This window comes from Streptomyces sp. NPDC107559, from assembly GCF_055657365.1.
Genome location: NZ_JBVKBD010000003.1, coordinates 110,771 through 132,359 on the forward strand (window position 1 = coordinate 110,771; position 21,589 = coordinate 132,359).

The window sequence follows — 21,589 nt, forward strand, 5'->3', positions numbered from 1 at the left end:
ACTGGAGACCTCCAGCATGACCCAACCCAGCGACATCCGGCGAGCCCTCGCCGGGCTCGAACCCTTCCGCGTGCTCGATGCGTTCTCGTGCATCGGCGGCGCCACCAACGGCTACCGGCGCGCGTTCGGGCCGAACTGTCACATCACCGGCGTCGACATCGAGACGCAGCCGGACTACTGCGGTGACGCCTTCCACCAGGGCGACGCGATCGAGTTCATCCGTGCCCACGGCCACGAATTCGACTTCATCCACGCCTCGCCTCCCTGCCAGGGAGAGGGCGCCCCGACCAAGGGCACGAACGCCGCGCGCAACGCCGCGATCGGCCGGACCTACCCCCGACTCATCGCCCCGACCCGCGCCGCCCTGGAAGCCACGGGCCAGCCGTACGTCATGGAGAACGTGGCCGGCTCCGAGGTCCGCAAGGACATCCGGCTGTGCGGGGAACAGTTCGGGTTGGCCGTGCTCATGCACCGCTACTTCGAACTCGGCCGCTGGACCTTCCCTCAGCCCGTCCACCCTCGCCACCGCGGCTACGTCCGGGGCTATCGCCACGGAGTCTGGCGGGACGGCCCGTACGTCGCCGCCTACGGCAAGGGCGGCGGCAAGGCCACCGTGGACGAGATCCGCGACGCGAAGGCCATCGACTGGTCCACCGACCACCTGCGCCTGCGCGAGGCACTCCCGCCCGCCTACACCGAGTGGATCGGCCTCGCCTTCCTCGCCTCCCTCGCTCCCCGGCTGGAGGTGGCCGCGTGAGCGCCGTTCCGCACCTGCTGGACACCGCGCTCACGCTCGCCTCCCACGGTGTTCCCGTGCTGCCCCTGCGGGCCGGGAAGCTCCCGTTCGGCAACTGCCCTGCCTGCACCGGCAACCGGTGCAAGGGACGGCCCACCATGGCGGATCCCGGGCCCTGTCACTGCTCGAAGCCGTGCCACGGCTGGGCCGCCGCCACCACCGACCCGCACACGCTCACCTCGCTCGCGTGGGGCCGCGCGTGGCGGACCGCCGCCGCCGTGGCCTACCACCCCGGCGGGGGCAGGCTGACCGTGGTGGACTTGGACGACGCGGCGGCCGTCGACTGGGCCCGCGCCAGCCTGCCTGCCACCCGGACCGTGCCGACGACCCGGGGCGAGCACTGGCTTTACCGGGGTGCCATGCAGTCCGCCAACGCCGTACGGCCCGGCGTGGACATCAAGTCGACCATGGCCTACGCCCGATGGCTCGGCCCTGGCACTGGCACCATGACGGCCCTGCCGGACGCCGTTCGCGCGCTGACCGTGAAGGAGCTGGCCCCGGCCCGTCCGGCGTGCGTCACGGTGCCCGCACTGGCCCGCGGCGGGGAGTGCCCTCACCGCACGCCTACCTACCTCGATCGCGGCATTGCCATGGCGGAGCAGCGCATCACGGAGGCCCGCGGCGCGGTGCACGCCACCGTCTACCGAACGTTCCTCGCGGTGCTGTCCACGCACGGTCGGTGCGGCTGCCTTACCGACGCCCACGTTGCCCGGCTGTTCACCGCCGCGCAGAGCAAGGGCGAATCGGCCCGGCACTGCACCGACGCGTGGACCAACGCCCTGACCACGTTGGGACTGAGCCATGTCTGAGGACGAAAAGAGCCCCGCCCGCCAGATCATCGCGGACTACGCCCAAGCCCACTTCCGCTACTTCCGTACCACCGACGGGACGGTGTACGCGCAGCGCAATGGCCATCCCGTGGCCCGTCCGATGCGCTCGCAGGGCACGACGGGCAGCCACCGGCAGGAACTCATGGTCGGCCTGTTCAAGGACGGTCGCGGCGTGTTCAACGGGTCGGCAATGAAGGAGGCGTTGGACTTGATCGAAGCACTCGCGCTGTACGAGGACACGCACGCCGTGAACATCCGCGTGGCCCCCGGGTTCGACGGGGCGACATGGCTGGACCTGGGCCGCGACGACGGGCAGTCCGTCCGCGTCCACCCCACCGGTTGGGACATCCTCACCCCCGACCCGCGTGAGGTGTGCTGGCGGCGCACGCAGCTCACCGGGGAACTTCCCCTGCCGGTCAAGGACACCGACGGCAAGGGCATCGATCTGCTGATGCGGCTGTGCAACTTCGCCAATGCCGAGACCGAATGCCTGGCCATCGTGTGGCTGATCGGCTGTCTCGGTCCGTCCGTGCCAGTCCCGGCGCCGTTCCTCACAGGTCCGCAAGGGGCGGGGAAGTCGACCGGGGGCCGGATGCTGACCCGGATCATCGAAGGGATGAGCGGTGACCTGCGCCGGGCGCCGAAGGACGAGGAGAACCTGATCGCAGCCGTGGCGGCCGGATGGATCACCGCTCTGGACAACCTGTCGCACATGACGCCGGACCTGTCGGATGCGATGTGCTGCATCGTGACCGGAGCCGAGAGCGTCAAGCGGGCCCTGTTCACCGACGGGGACGTGTTCCGCGTCGGCTACCGCCGGCCCCTGCTGCTGACCGGCATCGACGTCGGAATCATCAGGCCCGACCTCGCCGAACGGCTCCTGCCACTGCGGTTGGAGCGGCCCCGGGTGCGGCGCACCGAGGCGGAACTGTGGGCGGACTACGCGGAAGTGCTGCCCGTGGTCCTCGGCTCGCTCCTGGACCTCACGGTCAAGGTCCGCGCCGTGGAGGCGGAGACCCCCACCGACCTGCGGATGGCGGACTTCGCGCATCTGTGCGCGCAGTTCGACGCGGCGACCGGCCTCGGGGCGCTCCCCGCTTACCGGGCCAGTCTGGACGACCTGAACGACGACGTGATCGAGGGTGACCTCCTCGCGCAGACCGTTCTCAAGCACGCCGACGCCATCGAGCCGGGCGCGGCACAGCAGATGACGTCCACCGAGTGGCTGTCCTGCCTCAGCAGCCTCTACAGCGGCGACGAGTGCCGCCCCCTGCCCAAGGGGTGGCCGACCACCGGCAAAGTCCTCTCCGACCGGCTCAAGCGTCTCCAGCCGACGCTTGCGGCCCGGGGTGTGCTCATCGACTCGGGCCGCACCAAAGCGGGCCGCTACCTCGAAATGACCCGCACGGCCGCCCTGCCCCTGCCTCAGCACGAGCAGACGTCAGCGTTCTGACCGCGATCCGCACGCTCAAGCGAACAGCAAGAGGAGCACCAGCCACGCCGGCGCGTGCTCCTCTTGCTGTTCGGCGGAACGCCGCCCCAAGGTCGCGCCGCGCAGCGGCTCCTTCTTCGCTCTGTAAGGCGCACCGAAGTACTACAGGCAGCCCTCTCTTTGTCCTAAGTAGGAAGACGCTGCGTCACCTGCGTCACCCGGCCCGGAAAACGGCCGTTGACCTGCGTCGACAGCGGTGACGCAGACGGCTGGCTCTGCGTCATCCTGCGTCACCTGCGTCACCCGGTGACGCAGCCGATGACGCACCGGTGACGCAGCACCGATCCACAGTGTCACCCAAAACCGCAGTTCAGAGGCTCAAGTGACGCTGATGACGCGGTGACGCAGAAATCCGAACCTCGGACACACACCGGTCTAGGACCCGCGCACAACTCCCCTTGGCAATGCCGAACTGCCCTGGAGGCACCCCAGATGAGCACCGCGATTGCCACCCCTGTTGATCGGCTCCTGTACAAGCCCGAAGAAGCGGCCGAAGCCCTCGCTATCGGCCGCTCCACTGTCTATGAGCTGATGGCCGAAGGCTCCCTGAAATACATCAAGTTAGGTCGCACACGCCGAATTCGACGGGTGGACATCGAGGCGTATGTGGAGAGCCTCGCCACGCTGCCCAACTGACCAGATCCCGTACTGAAGGCGCCTCGAGCACTCCGCTCGGGGCGCCTCTCGCATGGAGGAACAGATGAGCCCCCGCAAGTCGAACCTGGAATCCACCATCTACTTCGGCGATGACGGATGGTGGCACGGCCGCGTGACCATGGGTGTGCTGCCCGACGGGAGCCCAGACCGCCGGCACCGCATGGCGCGTACGGAGCCCGCGGTGCGCCGCAAGGTTCGCGAACTGGAGAAGCTCCGCGACGAGGGGCGCGCGACCAAGGCGGGCCGAAAGCCCACGGTCGGTCAGTGGATGGAGACCTACCTGACCGATATCGCGAGCTTGAAGCTCAAGCCCCGGTCCCTGGACGACTACTGGTCCAAGACTCGCAACGACATCATTCCCTGCGTCGGGAAGCACCGCATCGACAAGCTCGCCCCGGAGCATCTTGAGCAGATGTACCGGGCCATGCTCGACGCCGGGCACGCGCCGTCCCACGTGGTCAAGGTGCACCGCATCCTGTCGCGGGCCCTGAAGATTGCCCACCGCCGCCGGATGATCGCTGAGAACGTCGCCACGCTCGTGGACCCACCCAGCATCGACGAGACCGAGACGAACCCGTTCACCCAGGAAGAGGCGAAAGCGTTCCTGGAAGCTGCGGCCAAACGGCCCACGTTCATGCGGTGGATCGTCGGCGTCGGCATGGGATTCCGGCAGGGTGAAACCCTGGGACTGCGATGGCCGTACGTCGACCTACAAGCCGAACTGTTCCACCCCAGGTGGCAGCTACAGCGGCTCACGTGGCGACACGGCTGCGGCAATGCGCACGCCTGCGGGGCGCGCCTGCACCGCTTCGAGCCCTGCCCGCCGAACTGCACCACGCACAAGGGCTACAAGCGAGGCTGCCCGCCGCCGTGCACCAAGTCGTGCGTCAGGCACGCGAGCATCTGTCCCGACCGCAAGGGCGGCGGTCTGGCCTTCACCCGCCCCAAGACCAGGAAGAGCACGAACCCCGTGCCTATCCCGCCCGCGTTCGTCCCCTACCTGCTCGCGCACAAGGCGCAGCAGGACGAGCTACGGGAGGCGGCCGGCGAACTCTGGCAGGAGCACCATGCCGTGTTCACCCGGCCCGACGGGCGCCCCATCGACCCCCGCGACGACTGGGAGGAATTCAAGGAGCTGTTGGCGGAAGCGGGCATCGCCGACCGCCGTCTCTACGACGGGAGCCGCCACACGGCGGGAACGATCCTGAACGAGCTGGGGGTGGACATGCCGACCATCATGGAGATCTTGCGGCACACCCAGATCAGCCAGACGCGCCGCTACGTCAAGGGCCGCTCGCACCTCTCGAAGGACGCCATGCGTCGCATGGGAGACACCTTCCTGCCCGCCCCGGAACCTGTGCCTGAGCCCGCAACTGAGACTAGGACTGAGACTGGGGACCGCCGCGCGGCCCGCGCCCGCGCCCGCCGCCGCATCCGGTAAAAGCAAAAGCCCCAGGTCACGGCGAGTGAGTCCTGAGGCTTCCACAGAGCCGCCTTCGGGATTCGAACCCGAGACCTACGCATTACGAGTGCGTTGCTCTGGCCATCTGAGCTAAGGCGGCGCGCTGTCTGCACCATGGTGCGATCAGCAACGTCGGTAAGTCTACACAGTTTCGAGGGGTGCTTCGTACCGGCCCCGGAGCGGGGGCTTCGGGGCCGGTGACCAGGGCTACGAGCAGCGCTTTCCCACGGCTGGAGGGGTCCCGTCGAGGAGGTAGGCGCCGATCGTGGAGTCGATGCACTTGCTGCCGCGGCCGTAGGCGGTGTGGCCGTCGCCCACGTAGGTGAGCAGGCGGCCCGAGGAGAGCTGGGCGGCCAGGGCCTGGGCCCAGCGGTACGGGGTCGCCGGGTCCCGTGTCGTACCGACCACGACGATCGGGGGCGCGCCCTGCGCCCGGATGCGGTGCGGCTCACCCGTGGGCTTCACCGGCCAGTACGCGCAGTTCAGGGCGGCCCAGGCGAGGGTCGCGCCGAAGACCGGGGAGGCCTTCTCGAAGGCGGGCAGGGCTTGCTCCACCTGCCCGGGGCCGTCGAACGAGGGCGGGAGGTCCAGGCAGTTCACCGCCGCGTTGGCGAACATCAGATTGCTGTAGTGCCCCTCGGAGTCGCGTTCGTAGTAGATGTCGGAGAGGGCGAGCAGACCGGCGCCGTCGTTGTCCTTCATCGCCGAGTCCAGCGCCTCACGCAGCTGCGGCCAGGACGCCTGGTCGTACATCGCGGTGATCACGCCGGTGGTGGCCAGGGCCTCCCCGAGCTTGCGGCCGTCCCGGTCGCCCGTGGGGATGGGGTGGGCGTCGAGCTTCTGGAGGAAGGCCTTGAGGCTGTCGCCGACCTGCTCGGGTGTCTTGTCCTTGCTCTCCAGCGGGCAGTCGGGCTGCCGCACACAGTCCTTCGCGAACGACTGGAAGGCCGTCTCGAAACCCGCGGTCTGGTCGAGGTTCGTCCGGTACGCGGACAGCTCCGGGTCCAGCGCGCCGTCCAGGACCAACCGGCCCACCCGCTCGGGAAACAGGCCCGCGTACGTCGCCCCGAGGAGCGTCCCGTACGAGGCCCCCATGTAGTGCAGTTTCTCGTCGCCCAGCACCGCCCGCAGGATGTCCATGTCCCGGGCCGCCTCCACGGTCGAGACATGGCGCAGCAGCCGGGGGGCGTTCCGGCCGCAGCCCTCGGCGAACTTCTTGTACGCGCCGACGAGCGTGTCGACCTCCCGCGGGTCGTCGGGTGTGACGTCCGTCTGCGTGTACGCGTCCATCTGCCGGCCGTCGAGGCACACGACGGGCTCGCTGCGGCCCACACCCCGCGGGTCGACGGCGACCATGTCGTAGCGGGCGCGGACGTCAGTGGGATAGCCGATGCCGGCGTACTGCTCGAGGTAGTCGATCGCGGAGCCGCCCGGTCCGCCCGGGTTCACCAGCAGCGAGCCCAGCCGCGCACCCGGCCCGGCGGCCTTCTTGCGGGCCACCGCCAGCCGTACGTCACCGGCGGCGGGATCGGCGTAGTCCAGCGGCGCCTTCATCGTGGCGCACTGGAAGCCGGGGGCGCCGCAGCTGCGCCAGGTCAGCTTTTGCCGGTAGTACGACGCGAGTGCGGCGGGCGTGGCCCGGGGCAGCGCGGTCAGCGCCGGCGCCGCCGCGGTGGTTGCCTTGGCCGCGGTGGCCGCGGCGGTCGTGGTGGTCCCGGAACTCGTCACTCCCTGGGGGGAGCACGCGGAGACGAGCAGGGCCGCGACGCCGAGCAGGACGCCGACGCCGCGCGTCGTGACGGTGCCGGTGGCTCGGAAGCGGTGCCGGAGGTTTCGGCCGGTCGGACGAAAGGCGCGCCTGGTGTGCATCAGGCGAGCCTAACTCTGTGCGACGTCATGGATGCGCTGCGCACACGAGGTGGGACCGTACGGGTTAATTACGGGGCGCCGACGCCCCGCGGGTGTGCGTGTCGGACTCCTCAGCCCGATCTGAGGGACATCGTCATGGCCTCCACCGCCAGCAGCGGCGCCACGTTCCGGTCGAGGGCGTCACGGCAGGCGCCGATCGCCTCGATACGGCGGAGGGTGGACTCCGGGCTGCTGCCCCGGGCGAGGCGCTCCAGGGCGTCCTCCGCGTCCGTGTTGGCCAGGGCGATCCGGGAGCCGAGCTGGAGGGCGAGGACGTCGCGGTAGAACCCGGTGAGGTCGGTGAGGGCGAGGTCGAGGCTGTCGCGCTGGGTCCGGGTCCGGCGGCGCTTCTGCATGTCCTCCAGGTCCTTCATGACACCGGCCGTACCGCGCGGCATACGGCCGCCCTGGACCGCACCCAGCGCCGCCTTGAGCTCCTCGGTCTCCTTGCCGTCCATCTCCTCGGCGAGCTGCTTGGCGTCCTCGGCGGCCGCGTCGACCAGCTCCTGGGCGGCCCGGAGGCAGCCGCCGACGTCCTCGACCCGCAGCGGAAGCTTCAGCACGGCGGCCCGGCGCTCACGCGCGGCCGGATCGGAGGCGAGGCGGCGGGCCCGGTCGACGTGCCCCTGCGTGGCGCGGGCGGCGGCAGCGGCGACGCCGGGCTCGATGCCCTCACGGCGTACGAGCATGTCGGCTACGGCGTCGACCGACGGGGTCCGCAGGTTGAGGTGGCGGCAGCGGGAGCGGATGGTCGGCAGCACGTCCTCCAGCGAGGGCGCGCACAGCAGCCAGACCGTGCGGGGCGCGGGTTCCTCGACGGCCTTGAGGACGGCGTTGGCCGACTTCTCGTTCAACCGCTCGGCGTCCTCGACGAGGATCACCTGCCAGCGGCCGTTCGCCGGTGACGTGAACGACTTGCGGACCGTGTCCCGCATGTCCTTCACCAGGATCTCGGCGCCCACGGCGGCGACCGTGCTGACGTCGGCGTGGGTGCCGACGAGCGCCGTGTGGCAGCCGTCGCAGAATCCGCAGCCGGGGGCCCCGCCGAGGGCGCGGTCGGGGCTCACGCACTGCAACGCGGCGGCGAAGGCCCGCGCCGTCTGCGTCCGCCCCGAACCGGGCGGCCCGGTGAACAGCCAGGCGTGCGTCATCTTCGACGCCTCGGGCAGCGGCGCGGCGGCGGCCACCGCCGTGACGAAGGCGTCGGCGTCCCGGGCAGCGGCGGCCAACTGCTCGCTGACCTTCTCCTGCCCGACGAGGTCGTCCCACACGGTCATGGGTCAGGCCGCCCTTTCGTCACGTTTCGTGGTGCGGATTCCATTGTGCGGGCAGCCACTGACAATCCCGGGGGCGGTCACCGACACCCCTACGGGCAACCCCCGCCGTCCCGGAAGTCCCGAAGGCGGGAGAGCGAGAGGGCGCGAGAGCGGGAAGCCGCGGGGGCTGGAGCCCCCGCGGCGTACGGCTCAGCGGCCCCGGCCGCGACGGCGTCCCGGCTGGTCGCCGTATCCCTCGTCGTCATCGTCGCCACGCGGGCCGAGCAGCTCGTCCGCCAGCGTCGGCAGGTCGTCCAGCGGCGTCTCCTCGGCCCAGTCGGGCCGGGCCCGCCGCCGCGGCGCACCCGCCTCGTCGACCTGCGGCAGCTCACGCGTCCGGTCGTCGGGACGGTCCGCGCCCCGCGCCCCCGGCTGCCCCGACGGCTCGTCGCGGAAGAACCCGGACGGCACCCGGTCCGCGAGGTCCTCGCCGCGCACCGCAGGGAGCACGGCCGTCTCGTCCGCCGCGCCGGGGGCGACCGGCGGCAGCACCGTGGTCTCGTCCGCGGCGCCCGACGGCACCGGCGGCTGCGGCAGCTCGGCCGTCACCTCCGCCTCGGACCCGGTGGCGGACGCGGCGCCGGAGGACCGCGGGTCCTCGGCGTCCCGCTCGCGCACCCGCGGCAGCACCGTCGTCTCGTCCACCGGACCGCCCGCCGCGGGGGCCGGCTTCACCACCGGCGTCGGCACGGTCGCCGCCTCCGGCGTCACGGCCGCGGCCGACGGCGCCTTCGGCTGCGGTCCCGCCTGCGCGGCGGCCGTGGCCTGCTCGGCGGCCCGGCGTGCCGCCTCCGCCCGCAGCAGGGCATCCTCGGCCTTGCGCTGCTTCTCCAGCCGCCGGGCCTCGGCCTCGGCACGCAGCCTGGCCTCCTCCTCGGCCTGCTTGCGACGCCGCTCCTCCTCGGCCCTGCGCCGCGTCTCCTCCTCGGCCCGGAGCTTCTCCTCGGCGAGCAGCCGCGCGCGCTCCTCCTCGGCACGCCGGTGCGCTTCCTCGGCGCGCTGCCGCGCCTCCTCCGCCTGCCGTTCGGCCTCGCGCCGCTGGGCCTCCTCCAGCTCGCGCTGCTTGCGCTCGGCCTCCTCGGCGCGCAGCCGCTCCAGCTGTGCCTGGCGCTCGCGCTCCAGGCGCTCCTCCTCGGCCTTGCGCGCGGCCTCCTCCTCGGCCTTGCGGCGGGCCGTCTCCTCGGCCGCTCTGCGGGCCTCCTCGGCGGCCTTCACCTCGGCCTCGGACAGCGGCAGCATCTGGTCGAGCCGGTGCCGGACGACCGTGGTCACCGCCTCGGGCTCCTGCGCGGCGTCGACGACCAGGTACCGGCCGGGGTCGGCGGCGGCCAGCGTCAGGAAACCGGAGCGCACCCGCGCGTGGAACTCGGCGGGCTCCGACTCCAGCCGGTCCGGAGCCTCGGTGAACCGCTCGCGGGCCGCCTCGGGCGACACGTCCAGCAGCACCGTCAGATGCGGGACCAGTCCGTTCGTCGCCCAGCGCGAGATCCGTGCGATCTCCGTCGGGGACAGGTCACGGCCGGCCCCCTGGTACGCCACCGACGAGTCGATGTACCGGTCCGAGATCACCACCGCGCCGCGCTCCAGCGCGGGCCGTACGACGGTGTCGACGTGCTCGGCGCGGTCCGCGGCGTACAGCAGCGCCTCCGCGCGGTGGGACAGCCCGGCCGAGGACACGTCCAGCAGGATCGACCGCAGCCGCTTGCCCACGGGGGTCGCCCCCGGCTCGCGGGTGAGCACGACCTCGTGCCCCTTGGCCCTGATCCAGTCGGCGAGGGCGTCGGCCTGGGTGGACTTGCCGGCGCCGTCGCCGCCCTCCAGGGCGATGAAGAACCCGCCGGTCGCGGGCGTCTGCACGGGGTCGTCGCCGCCCAGCAGCGCGTCCCGCAGGTCGTGCCGCAGCGGTACGCCGGAGCGGTCGTCGACCTTGGCGAGCACCAGCGCGGCCACCGGCAGCAGCAGCGCGCCGACCAGCATCAGCGTGAACGCGGCCCCGCCGTGCGCGAAGACGAACTTGCCGTTCTCCAGCCGGTGCGGCCCGATGAGCGCCGCGACCAGCGGGGCGATCACCGCGCCCAGTGCCACACAGACCCGTACGACCGCGTGCAGGTGCTCGGTCGTACGCGCGCGTCGGCCGTCCTCGGTCTCCTGGTCGAGCAGGGTGTGCCCGGTGTTGGCGGACACCCCCGCGCCGACGCCGGCCAGCGCGACGATCAGCAGCACGCTGGTGACGTCCGGGACGAGCCCGGCGGCCAGCAGCGCCACTCCGGTGAAGGCGACCGTCAGGGACAGCAGGCGGCGCCGCGAGAGCGTCGGCAGGAAGGCTGGAGCGGTACGGATACCGACCACGACACCGCCGGTCAGCGCGAGCACCAGCAGCCCGTACAGCACGGGCCCGCCGCCCAGGTCCTTGGCGTGCAGCACCGACACGGCGACGGCGGCGGCGACCGCCGCGGCGACCGCCGCGCAGGCGAACACCAGCACCGGGATCGCGCCCGTGCGGCCGGTGTCGACGCCCGCGGCCGTCCGGGGCCGGCGCAGGCCCTCCAGCGGGGAGCGCGCACGCGGGGTGCGCACGTCGGGCAGCTCCAGGCCGCTCACCACCGACAGGGAGGCGGCGAACAGCCCGGCCGCGACGTACGAGGCGAGGGCCGCCTGGTGCTGGCCGAACCAGGCGATGCCGGCGCCCAGGAGGTTGTTGACGAGGGACGCGGCGGCCAGCGTGGCGGCCGCGAGGGGGACCGCGACGAAGCTCGTACGCAGCGAGAGGCGGCGCAGGGCGTCCATGTGGTCCGGCAGCGGCCGTACCGTCGCGCCCTCCGGGGGCGGGGCGGGCAGCAGGGCGGGCGCCGCACCCTCGCGGCACACCGTCCAGAAGCGCTCGGCGACCCCGGTCACGAACACGGTGACCAGGAGGACCGCGAGCGCGTTGTCGGGCGTCCAGTCGATCCACAGCGGCGCGACGATCAGCAGCGCGGCCCGCAGACCGTCGGCGCCGACCATCGTCCAGCGGCGGTCGAGCGGTCCCTGCTGGGACGTCAGCGAGGTCAGCGGGCCGAGGAGCACGGCGCCGAAGAGCAAGGTCGCCAGGATGCGTACCGCGAAGACGGTGGCCACGGCGACGGCCACGCCCCGGTAGCCGCCCCCGAACGAGCCGACGGCGATCGCCGCCTGGAGGGCTAGGACGACCAGCACGAGGAGCGTGAGGATGTCCCCCACGCCTCCTACGAGCTGGGCGCTCCAGAGCTGCTTGAGCTGCGGCCGGCGCAGCAGGGCGCGCACGGCGCGCTCGCGGGAGTCCGCCACCAGGGCGTCGTCCGGGGCGGGATGGTTGGCCGTTGGCTGCTCGGCTCGCGTCATGCTTTCAGCCTATCGGGACCCGCCGACAGCCCGAGGCACACGCCCGCACGTGCGCACACCCCGACACCAAAGTGATGCCGGGGCGTGCGTCTGGCGAACCCGCGGTGAAGGGGACGGTGAAGGAGATCCGGACGGGCCGGTGCACCACAGGCGCACCGGCCCGTCCGGTCAGTCCTCCGTGCTCGTCTTCGAAGCCGTCGCCGTCTTCGCGGCGGCCGTCTTGGCGGTCGTCTTCTTCGCGGCGGTCGTCTTCTTCGCCGCCGTGGTCTTCTTGGCGGCCGTCTTCGTCGCCGTGGCCTTCTTGGCCGGAGCCTTCTTGGCGGGCGCCTTCTTCGCCGGAGCCTTCTTCGCCGTCTTCTTGGCGGGCCCCTTGGCGCGCTTCTCGGCAAGCAGTTCGAAGCCGCGCTCGGGGGTGATCTCCTCGACGCTGTCGCCGGAGCGCAGGGTCGCGTTGGTCTCGCCGTCGGTGACGTACGGCCCGAAGCGTCCGTCCTTGACGACGACCGGCTTCTCGCTGACCGGGTCCACGCCCAGTTCCTTCAGCGGCGGCTTGGCGGCCGCGCGGCCACGCTGCTTGGGCTGGGCGTAGATCGCCAGCGCCTCGTCCAGCGTGATCGTGAAGAGCTGGTCCTCGGTCTGCAGCGACCGCGAGTCCGTGCCCTTCTTCAGGTACGGGCCGTAGCGGCCGTTCTGCGCGGTGATCTCCACACCGTCCGCGTCCGTGCCGACGGTGCGCGGGAGCGACATCAGCCGGAGGGCGTCCTGCAGGGTCACCGTGTCCAGCGACATCGTCTTGAAGAGGGAGGCCGTACGCGGCTTGACCGCGTTCTTGCCGGTCTTGGGGGTGCCCTCGGGAAGCACCTCGGTGACGTACGGCCCGTAGCGGCCGGCCCTGGCGATGATCTGGTGGCCCGTCTCCGGGTCGGCGCCCAGCTCGAAGTCGCCGCTCGGCTTGGCCAGCAGTTCCTCCGCGAAGTCGACGGAGAGCTCGTCCGGCGCCAGGTCGTCCGGCACGTCGGCGCGCTGGTGGCCCTCGGCGTCCTTCTCCCCGCGCTCGATGTACGGGCCGTAGCGGCCGACCCTGAGCACGATGTCGTTGCCCACGGGGAACGACGACACCTCGCGCGCGTCGATCGCGCCCAGGTCGGTCACCAGTTCCTTGAGACCGCCGAGGTGGTCGCCGTCGCCGTTGCCCGCGTCGGCGGCACCGGCCGCCTCGCCCTCGCCGAAGTAGAAACGCTTCAGCCACGGCACGGCCTGCGCCTCGCCGCGGGCGATGCGGTCGAGGTCGTCCTCCATCCGCGCGGTGAAGTCGTAGTCGACGAGCCGGCCGAAGTGCTTCTCCAGGAGGTTGACCACGGCGAAGGACAGGAAGGACGGCACGAGGGCCGTGCCCTTCTTGAAGACATAGCCTCGGTCGAGGATGGTGCCGATGATCGACGCGTACGTCGACGGGCGGCCGATCTCGCGCTCTTCGAGCTCCTTGACCAGGCTGGCCTCGGTGTAGCGGGCCGGGGGCTTGGTGGCGTGCCCGTCGACCGTGATCTCCTCGGCCGTGAGCGCGTCGCCCTCGGCGACCTGCGGCAGCCGGCGCTCGCGGTCGTCGAGTTCGGCGTTCGGGTCGTCCGCGCCCTCGACGTACGCCTTCAGGAAGCCGTGGAAGGTGATCGTCTTGCCGGAGGCGCTGAACTCGACGTCCCGGCCGTCGGCGGCCGCGCCGGCGATCTTCACCGTGACGGAGTTGCCGACCGCGTCCTTCATCTGCGAGGCGACGGTCCGCTTCCAGATCAGCTCGTAGAGCTTGAACTGGTCGCCGGTCAGACCGGTCTCGGCGGGGGTGCGGAAACGATCACCCGAGGGACGGATCGCCTCGTGCGCCTCCTGGGCGTTCTTGACCTTCCCGGCGTACGTGCGCGGCTGGGCCGGCAGGTAGTCGGCGCCGTACAGCTGCGTGACCTGGGCGCGGGCGGCCGCGACGGCGGTGTCGCTCAGCGTCGTGGAGTCCGTACGCATGTACGTGATGTAGCCGTTCTCGTACAGCTTCTGCGCGACCTGCATGGTGGCCTTGGCGCCGAAGCCGAGCTTGCGGCTGGCCTCCTGCTGGAGCGTCGTCGTACGGAACGGGGCGTACGGCGAGCGGCGGTACGGCTTGGACTCGACCGACCGGACGGCGAACCGGGTGTTCTCCAGGGCCGCGGCCAGGGCGCGGGCGTTCGCCTCGTCGAGGTGGAGGATGTTCGCGCTCTTGAGCTGTCCCAGCGAGTCGAAGTCGCGGCCCTGCGCGACCCGCTTGCCGTCGACGGTCTGGAGGCGGGCGACCAGGGACGCCGGGTCGCTCGGGTCACCCGCGCGGCCGGTCCCGAAGGTGCCCGTCAGGTCCCAGTACTCGGCGGAACGGAACGCGATGCGCTCGCGCTCCCGCTCGACGACGAGCCGGGTGGCGACGGACTGGACACGGCCCGCCGACAGTCGCGGCATGACCTTCTTCCACAGGACCGGCGACACCTCGTAGCCATAGAGGCGGTCGAGGATGCGGCGGGTCTCCTGGGCGTCGACCATGCGCTTGTTCAGGTCGCGCGGGTTGGCCACGGCCTCGCGGATCGCGTCCTTGGTGATCTCGTGGAACACCATGCGCTTGACCGGGACCTTGGGCTTCAGCACTTCGAGGAGGTGCCACGCGATGGCTTCGCCCTCGCGGTCCTCATCGGTGGCCAGGAAGAGTTCGTCGGAGTCCTTCAGCAGATCCTTGAGCTTCTTGACCTGGGCCTTCTTGTCAGCGTTGACCACGTAGATCGGCTGGAAGTCGTGTTCGACGTCCACCCCGAGGCGGCGGACCTCGCCGGTGTACTTCTCGGGCACCTCCGCGGCGCCGCTGGGGAGGTCGCGGATGTGCCCGACGCTCGCTTCGACGACGTAGCCGGGGCCGAGATAGCCCTTGATCGTCTTCGCCTTGGCAGGCGACTCGACGATGACGAGTCGGCGGCCGCCCTGTGCGGTCTCGCTGGTCGGGGACAACTTCGCTCTTCTCTCCGGTCGACGCTGGGGCCTCCCCAGGCCTTCTTCCCGGGGTCGGGTCATGGTGACGCTGCGGAGTGTGACGGTACATCCCGCCCCCGTGTCAAACGGGAAAAGCCCGCAACGGCCACTCGAACGGTAACCCGACTACCGCCATTCCTGCCGCCCGGACTGTCCACCAGCCCTTTCGGGCAGATCCGGAGTGTGACCTCCCAGATACTGGCGGGAGGAGGCCGGGGCGGCTATCGGACCCGGGTGAGGCACCATGCGGCGAGGACCAGCGCGGCCACTCCGGCGAGAGCGGCGAGGGTCGCCGATGCGACCGGGTTCACACCGAGGGCGACGGGTTCGCGACGCCTGACGCGGGTCGCGGTCCATGCCAGCAACCCGGTTCCGAACAGGGCGAACACCGCTCCGGTGAAGATCGCCGGCCCGCTCTCCATGGTCTGCCGCGCCCCTTTTCCGCGGCCTTCGACGGGCCGCTGCCAGAAGACTGCCACGCGTGGGCGGCGCACAGAAGAACCCGAGGTGAACGCGGGGCCGACGCGGCCGTGCTCCCGCCACCGCCCCGGGCCGTGCCGGACAGGGTTTCTTTCCGGTCGTCCTCGCATCGCCTGCGCGGCCGGCTCGAACTTGTTTTCGTGGAACTCGGCCGCATCGCCGGCTCTCTCGGCGTGCCGCGAGACCCGCGCGTGCCGAGGAGGCCTGCGCGATCCGGGAAGCCTGGCGCCGGTGGGCGACCGGGGCTTCCGGGGCCTCCCAGGGCCCCGAGCCGGAGCGCGACGCCGTGGCCGACGACACACCTGCGCGCAGGGGGCTCGCACCAGCCCGCGTGGGCGCCGTGCGGGCGCCGCCCGAAGCGTCCGGCGCCGGCGGCATGTTGGCCGGTTTCACGTCCCGGAGCGGGACGCCGACGCGGACGCCCGGGACGCCGAAGCGGACGCCTGGGACGCCGCGCGGCAGGAGCCGCACGGCACGCTCACGAGGCCACCCGGTCACGGGGCGCGGGGTCACCTGGGCGCCGGGTCACCGCTCCGGTTCGAGGAAACCCTGCTCCACCAGCAGGCGGATCTGGGCGGGGGTGCGGTCGCGCAGCAGCACCGGGTCCTCGCCGACGAGTTGGGCGATGGCGTCGAGGATGCGGCCCGCGCTCAGCGAGCCGTCGCACACGCCCGCGAAGCCCGCACCGACCGTGTCCACCTTGGTGGCCCTGCGCATGCCCCGGTGCTGGCGCAGCACGACATGCTCCGGGTCCTCGGCGCCGGGCAGCCCGACCTGTTCCTGGACGATCTCGGCGGCGAGCCTGAAGTGACCGGCGAGCAGGGCGGCGTCGTCGTGCTCCCGCAGGTAGTCGAGGCGGTCGAAGTGCGCCCGGATCGTGTCGCCGAGCGGTTGTTCGACGGAGTGCGGCCACTCCTCCACGGTGACGGAGGGCTCGGCGGCCGTCCGGCGCAGGGTGATCCAGCCGAAGCCGACGGCCTTCACCTTGCGCGCCTCGAACTCGTCCAGCCATGCGTCGTAGCGCGCCTGGTACTCGACCGGGTCGCTGCGGTGGTCGCCCGCGTCCCTGAGCCACAGCTCGGCGTACTGCGTGACGTCCTGCACCTCGCGCTGCACGATCCAGGCGTCACAGCCGCGCGGGACCCACGACCTGAGCCTGTCCTGCCAGTCCTCCCCCTCCACGTGCTGCCAGTTGGCGAGGAACTGCGCGAACCCGCCCTCGTTCAGCCGCTGTCCCGACTGCTGAACGAGCGTGCGGCACAGATCGTCCCCGCCCATCCCGCCGTCGCGGTACGTCAGCCGGGCGCCCGGCGAGATCACGAACGGCGGGTTGGAGACGATCAGGTCGTACGTCTCGTCGTCCCGGACCGGGTCGAACAGCGAGCCCTCGCGCAGGTCGGCGGCCGGTGCGCCGGACAGCGCGAGCGTGAGGGCGGTGATGTGCAGGGCGCGCGGGTTGAGGTCGGTCGCCGTCACCCGCGTGGCGTGCCGGGAAGCGTGCAGCGCCTGGATCCCGGAGCCCGTGCCGAGGTCGAGCGCGGAGCCGACGGGGGTACGGACGGTGATGCCGGCGAGGGTCGTGGACGCGCCGCCGACACCGAGGACCACGGCGGTGTCCGCCTGCCGGCCCCGGCCGCCGATGCCGCCCGCGCCGCCGACCGCGCAGCCCAGGTCCGACACGATGAACCAGTCCTCGCCGTCGGGTCCGCCGAACGGCCGTACGTCCACGGTCGCGGCGACCTCGTCCCCGCCGGTGCGCACCAGCCAGCCGCTCTCCAGACACGCGTCGACGGGCAGCACACCCACCACGCGCGCGTACGGCACGGGCTGCTGGAGCAGGAACAGCCGGACGAGCGTCTCCAGCGGCGTGTCCCCACGGGTCGCCCGGAGCGCGGGGACGGTCTCGCTGCGCGCCAGCGCCGTGTACGCGGGGGCGCCGAGCAGTTCGAGCAGTCCGTCGGCGGTGAAGGAGACACCGAGCAGGGCGTCGCGCAGACCGGCGACGACGTCGGGGCGGTCGGCGGAGGGCAGGGGGATGAGGGTGGAGTCGGTGGAGTTGCTCACGTCCCCATTGTGTCCGCTCCGGATTGTGTCCGCTGCGGCCGACGGCGCGATCGCGCCCGCCGCACCCGCACCCGCAGCCCCACCGTGCGCACTGGGGCGGAACGTGCACGGACCTGCCCAGAGGCCCCGGTACGCGCGCGTACCGGGGCCTCTGGGCGTATGGGGGGTCCGGGGCCGGGTCAGCCCGCCGTCGCCGCCGCGGACGAGGACGCTGCGGACTTGCAGCTCGCCTGCTCGGCCATGGCCTTGCCGACGTCGCCCGCTTCCAGCTCCTTGAGGGCGCCGTTGCCGTTCTTGCTCAGCTTGTCGAGCTCGGTGGCGACGTCCTTCAGGCCGTCGGCGAACTTGGCCTGGTCCTTGGTGTCGAGGGCGTCGACCTGCTTCTTCAGGGAGGCGTACGACGCCGAGATGTCGTTGAGCTCCTTGACCGCGCCCTGCTGCTTCTGCTCGGCGTTCTTGGCGTCCCCGCTGTCCGGAGCTCCCGCCTGGTCGACGGCGGCGCCGATCGCCTTGTAGGCGTCCGACATGTCCTGGAACGCCTGGGAGTCGGTCTTCTGGACGTCCTCCGGCGCGCTGTTGTCCGAGGTCTGCTTCTGGATGGCGGCGTTGGCGGCCGCGATCTTCTTGGCCTGCGGCTGGACGGAGTCGCAGACCTGCTTGGCCCAGGCGCTCAGCTTCGCGCTGCTGCCGTCGTCGCTGCTGCCGCATCCCGACAGCGCCATTGCCAGTACCGCACCGCCGGACAGCGCGGCCGCGAGCTTCTTGTTCACCGGATTGGTCCCTTCCATGGCTCTCGGCCCCGGAACATACACGCCACGCGGACGACGGACCCCAGACGAATGCCCTTTATGGGCACTGATATAGCCATTTGCACCAAGTGAGAGAAGGCTCACGGGTAGGGGCGCGAACACACAAGGGGGCGGGCGGCGACGCGTCGACACGCGCCACCACCCGCCCCGTGAGCCAGGCCTCGCCCGGACCGCCTACGAAACCACCGCAGGATCGGCCGACTTGGAGGCCCGCTCGGCGTTCTCCTCGTCACCCACGGCGATACCGCGCCGCTTGGAGATGTACACCGAGACCACGATGACCAGGAGCGAGAGGGCCGCGATCATGACCCTCACGCCGATGCTCTTGTCGTGGCCGTAGGAGAACTTGATGACGGCCGGCGCGATCAGCAGCGCCACCAGGTTCATCACCTTCAGCAGCGGGTTGATCGCGGGGCCGGCGGTGTCCTTGAAGGGGTCGCCGACCGTGTCGCCGATCACCGTGGCCGCGTGGGCCTCGCTGCCCTTGCCGCCGTGATGGCCGTCCTCCACGAGCTTCTTGGCGTTGTCCCAGGCACCGCCGGAGTTGGCGAGGAACACCGCCATCAGCGTCCCCGCCCCGATCGCGCCCGCGAGGTACGCGCCGAGCGGGCCGATGCCGAGCGTGAAGCCGATGAAGATCGGTGCCATCACGGCCAGCAGTCCGGGTGTGGCGAGTTCGCGCAGGGCGTCCTTGGTGCAGATGTCGACGACCTTGCCGTACTCCGGGGTCTCGGTGTAGTCCATGATCCCGGGCTTCTCACGGAACTGCCGCCGCACCTCGTACACCACCGAACCGGCCGACCGGGACACCGCGTTGATCGCCAGTCCCGAGAAGAGGAACACGACCGCCGCGCCGGCGATGAGGCCGACGAGGTTGTTCGGCTGCGAGATGTCCATCATCAGGCTCATCGGCGCGCCCGCCCCGGTGAGTTTCTCGCCGACGTCCTGCGCTCCGGTGGTGATCGCGTCACGGTACGACCCGAAGAGCGCCGACGCCGCCAGCACCGCGGTGGCGATGGCGATGCCCTTGGTGATGGCCTTGGTGGTGTTGCCGACCGCGTCCAGGTTGGTGAGCACCTGGGCGCCCGCCCCCTGGACGTCGCCCGACATCTCGGCGATGCCCTGGGCGTTGTCGGAGACCGGGCCGAAGGTGTCCATCGCGACGATCACACCGACCGTGGTGAGCAGGCCGGTGCCGGCCAGCGCCACCGCGAACAGCGCCAGCATGATCGACGTACCGCCGAGCAGGAAGGCCCCGTACACACCGAGGCCGATCAGCAGCGCGGTGTAGACGGCCGACTCCAGGCCGACGGAGATACCGGCGAGGACGACGGTGGCCGGGCCGGTCAGCGAGGTCTTGCCGATGTCCCTGACCGGGCGGCGGCTGGTTTCGGTGAAGTAGCCGGTCAGTTGCTGGATGACGGCGGCGAGCAGGATGCCGATCGCCACCGCGACGAGGGCGAGGATGCGCGGATCGCCGCTCTTGCCCTTGATCGCCGCGTCGGTGACGCCGTCGAGACCTGCGTACGACGACGGCAGGTAGACGAAGACCGCCAGCGCGACCAGCACGACCGAGATCACCGCGGAGATGAAGAAGCCCCGGTTGATCGCGGACATGCCACTGCGGTCGGTACGGCGCGGGGACACGGCGAAGATGCCGATCATCGCGGTGACGACGCCGATCGCCGGCACGAGCAGCGGGAAGGCGAGACCGAAGTCGCCGAAGGCCGCCTTGCCGAGGATCAGCGCGGCGACCAGGGTCACCGCGTAGGACTCGAACAGGTCGGCCGCCATGCCCGCGCAGTCGCCGACGTTGTCGCCCACGTTGTCGGCGATGGTCGCGGCATTGCGCGGGTCGTCCTCCGGGATGCCCTGCTCGACCTTGCCGACCAGGTCGGCGCCGACGTCGGCCGCCTTGGTGAAGATGCCGCCGCCGACTCGCATGAACATGGCGATCAGGGCGGCGCCGAGGCCGAATCCCTCGAGCACCTTCGGGGCGTCGGCCGCGTACACCAGCACCACGCAGGAGGCGCCCAGCAGACCGAGCCCCACCGTGAACATGCCGACGACGCCGCCCGTGCGGAAAGCGATCTTCATTGCCTTGTGCGAGACGGTGGTGAGGTCCTTTTCCGGCTCACCCTCCGTCGGGGTCGCTTCCCTGGCCGCCGCGGCGACACGCACATTGCTGCGCACGGCGAGCCACATGCCGATATAGCCGGTGGCCGCCGAGAAGCCGGCGCCGATCAGGAAGAAGATCGACCGGCCGGCCCGCTGATTCCAGTCGTCCGCTGGCAGCAGCATGAGCAGGAAGAAGACGACCACGGCGAATACGCCGAGTGTGCGCAACTGCCGGGCCAGATAGGCGTTGGCGCCTTCCTGGACCGCTGCCGCGATCTTCTTCATGCTGTCGGTGCCCTCGCCCGCGGCGAGCACCTGGCGCACCAGGACGCCCGCGACCACGAGGGCGGCCAGCGCCACGACACCGATGACCATCACCAGGAGGCGGTTGTCGTCGGTCAGAACTGCGGCTGCGAAGGTTGTGGGGTGATCGAACTGCTGAGGGGTAGAAAGCCCCGCCATTCGTCCTCCTTGACGCTTGGGCTGAGCTCAAGATGTGGACGGATTCTAGGTACCGGAACCTGATCAAAACAGGGCGCGGTAAGCGGAATTAGCCTTCACTTGCTCTCCAGCAATTGATCGAGGTCACGCCATCGAACCCGAAAGAGGTAATGCCCTAAAAGCATTGACGCCCGCACGGGCGCTTGATCAAATGATCGCCCGATTGATCGTGAATTTCTTCACGCATTCCTGCAAACGGGTGAGGAAAACACGAAGGGCCCTGCTCAGCAGGGCCCGAACGGGGGTGATGCGGTGAAGCGCGGAGCCGGCGTCAGGCCGACGCGGCGGCGGGCGGGGTGGTCGGCCATGTCATGCGGATGCGTCCGCCGTTCTGTCCGGCGGTCACCTCCACGTCGTCGACGAGTCCGCTGATGACCGCGAGACCCATCTCGTCCTCCTCGGCCTCGATGTCCGGATCCTCGACCACGTCGCCGACCGGGCCCTCCCGGGGGGCGTGCGGCGCCTGGTCCCCGACCTCGATGGAGAACTGCTTCTCCTCCTCGACCAGCAGGACCTGGATCGGCGCGGTGATGGCGCCGTTCTGGTGCAGTCCGACGGCACGGGAACACGCCTCGCCGACGGCGAGCCGCACCTCGTCGAGGACGGCCTCGTCCACCCCGGCCCTGCGCGCCACCGCCGCCGCCACGAGTCGGGCGGTCCTGACGTGCTCGGGCAGCGCGCTGAAGCGGAGTTCAACGGTGGCCATGCATCCCCCTCGGACTACGGGCGTGCGCGTGCGGTCGGGGGGCCGGGCCGCCGA

Annotated in this window: 14 protein-coding genes and 1 tRNA gene; 5 read left to right on the forward strand and 10 right to left on the reverse strand. The window is 71.2% G+C overall.

All coding sequences use genetic code 11. From position 1 onward, the window contains the following. Positions 1-16 precede the first annotated feature (16 nt). The 5 genes from ACZ7OY_RS11990 (at position 17) to ACZ7OY_RS12010 (ending at position 5,216) form a co-directional block, all read left to right on the forward strand. Positions 17-757: a class I SAM-dependent methyltransferase gene (locus tag ACZ7OY_RS11990; RefSeq protein ID WP_471911296.1), complete on the forward strand. Its 741-nt coding sequence runs from the start codon at positions 17-19 to the stop codon at positions 755-757. After that, positions 754-1,605: a bifunctional DNA primase/polymerase gene (locus tag ACZ7OY_RS11995; RefSeq protein ID WP_471911297.1), complete on the forward strand. Its 852-nt coding sequence runs from the start codon at positions 754-756 to the stop codon at positions 1,603-1,605. Before ACZ7OY_RS11990 ends, ACZ7OY_RS11995 begins: the two co-directional genes overlap by 4 nt. Further along, positions 1,598-3,079 carry an ATP-binding protein gene (locus ACZ7OY_RS12000; RefSeq protein WP_471911298.1) on the forward strand — a complete coding sequence of 494 codons (1,482 nt, stop codon included), beginning with the start codon at positions 1,598-1,600 and terminating at the stop codon, positions 3,077-3,079. Before ACZ7OY_RS11995 ends, ACZ7OY_RS12000 begins: the two co-directional genes overlap by 8 nt. A gap of 471 nt (positions 3,080-3,550) precedes the next feature. After that, positions 3,551-3,754 (forward strand): helix-turn-helix domain-containing protein, encoded by a 204-nt coding sequence (locus ACZ7OY_RS12005; protein WP_471911299.1) that lies wholly within the window; start codon positions 3,551-3,553, stop codon positions 3,752-3,754. Between the two features lie 64 nt (positions 3,755-3,818). Further along, the gene (locus ACZ7OY_RS12010) at positions 3,819-5,216 is read left to right on the forward strand and encodes a tyrosine-type recombinase/integrase (protein WP_471911300.1); all 1,398 of its coding nucleotides are present in this window, start codon (positions 3,819-3,821) and stop codon (positions 5,214-5,216) included. A 47-nt stretch (positions 5,217-5,263) separates the two neighbouring features. On the opposite strand, the gene ACZ7OY_RS12015 is transcribed toward ACZ7OY_RS12010, so the two are convergent. The 10 genes from ACZ7OY_RS12015 to ACZ7OY_RS12060 form a co-directional block, all read right to left on the reverse strand. Further along, positions 5,264-5,337: transfer RNA gene (locus tag ACZ7OY_RS12015), tRNA-Thr, on the reverse strand. Between the two features lie 107 nt (positions 5,338-5,444). Then, complete coding sequence (locus ACZ7OY_RS12020; RefSeq protein ID WP_471911301.1) at positions 5,445-7,106, reverse strand: alpha/beta hydrolase; 1,662 nt, start codon at positions 7,104-7,106, stop codon at positions 5,445-5,447. Positions 7,107-7,216: 110 nt separating this feature from the next. Further along, complete coding sequence (locus ACZ7OY_RS12025; RefSeq protein WP_471911302.1) at positions 7,217-8,422, reverse strand: DNA polymerase III subunit delta'; 1,206 nt, start codon at positions 8,420-8,422, stop codon at positions 7,217-7,219. A 189-nt stretch (positions 8,423-8,611) separates the two neighbouring features. Further along, complete coding sequence (gene tmk / locus ACZ7OY_RS12030) at positions 8,612-11,821, reverse strand: dTMP kinase (protein ID WP_471911303.1); 3,210 nt, start codon at positions 11,819-11,821, stop codon at positions 8,612-8,614. Positions 11,822-11,989: 168 nt separating this feature from the next. Continuing rightward, positions 11,990-14,836 (reverse strand): type I DNA topoisomerase, encoded by a 2,847-nt coding sequence (gene topA, locus ACZ7OY_RS12035; protein WP_471911304.1) that lies wholly within the window; start codon positions 14,834-14,836, stop codon positions 11,990-11,992. Between the two features lie 242 nt (positions 14,837-15,078). Continuing rightward, entirely contained in the window at positions 15,079-15,279 is a 201-nt protein-coding gene (locus ACZ7OY_RS12040; RefSeq protein ID WP_471911305.1) for a hypothetical protein, read from the reverse strand. Positions 15,280-15,862: 583 nt separating this feature from the next. Continuing rightward, entirely contained in the window at positions 15,863-17,401 is a 1,539-nt protein-coding gene (locus ACZ7OY_RS12045) for a DUF7059 domain-containing protein (protein WP_471911306.1), read from the reverse strand. A gap of 179 nt (positions 17,402-17,580) precedes the next feature. After that, entirely contained in the window at positions 17,581-18,189 is a 609-nt protein-coding gene (locus ACZ7OY_RS12050) for a small secreted protein (protein ID WP_351602685.1), read from the reverse strand. 195 nt (positions 18,190-18,384) lie between these two features. Then, a complete protein-coding gene (locus ACZ7OY_RS12055; protein ID WP_471911307.1) occupies positions 18,385-20,790 on the reverse strand; it encodes a sodium-translocating pyrophosphatase in 2,406 nt (801 codons plus the stop codon). Positions 20,791-21,100: 310 nt separating this feature from the next. Next, positions 21,101-21,535, reverse strand: coding sequence for an ATP-binding protein (locus ACZ7OY_RS12060; protein ID WP_471911308.1), 435 nt, complete (start codon positions 21,533-21,535; stop codon positions 21,101-21,103). Positions 21,536-21,589 lie beyond the last annotated feature (54 nt).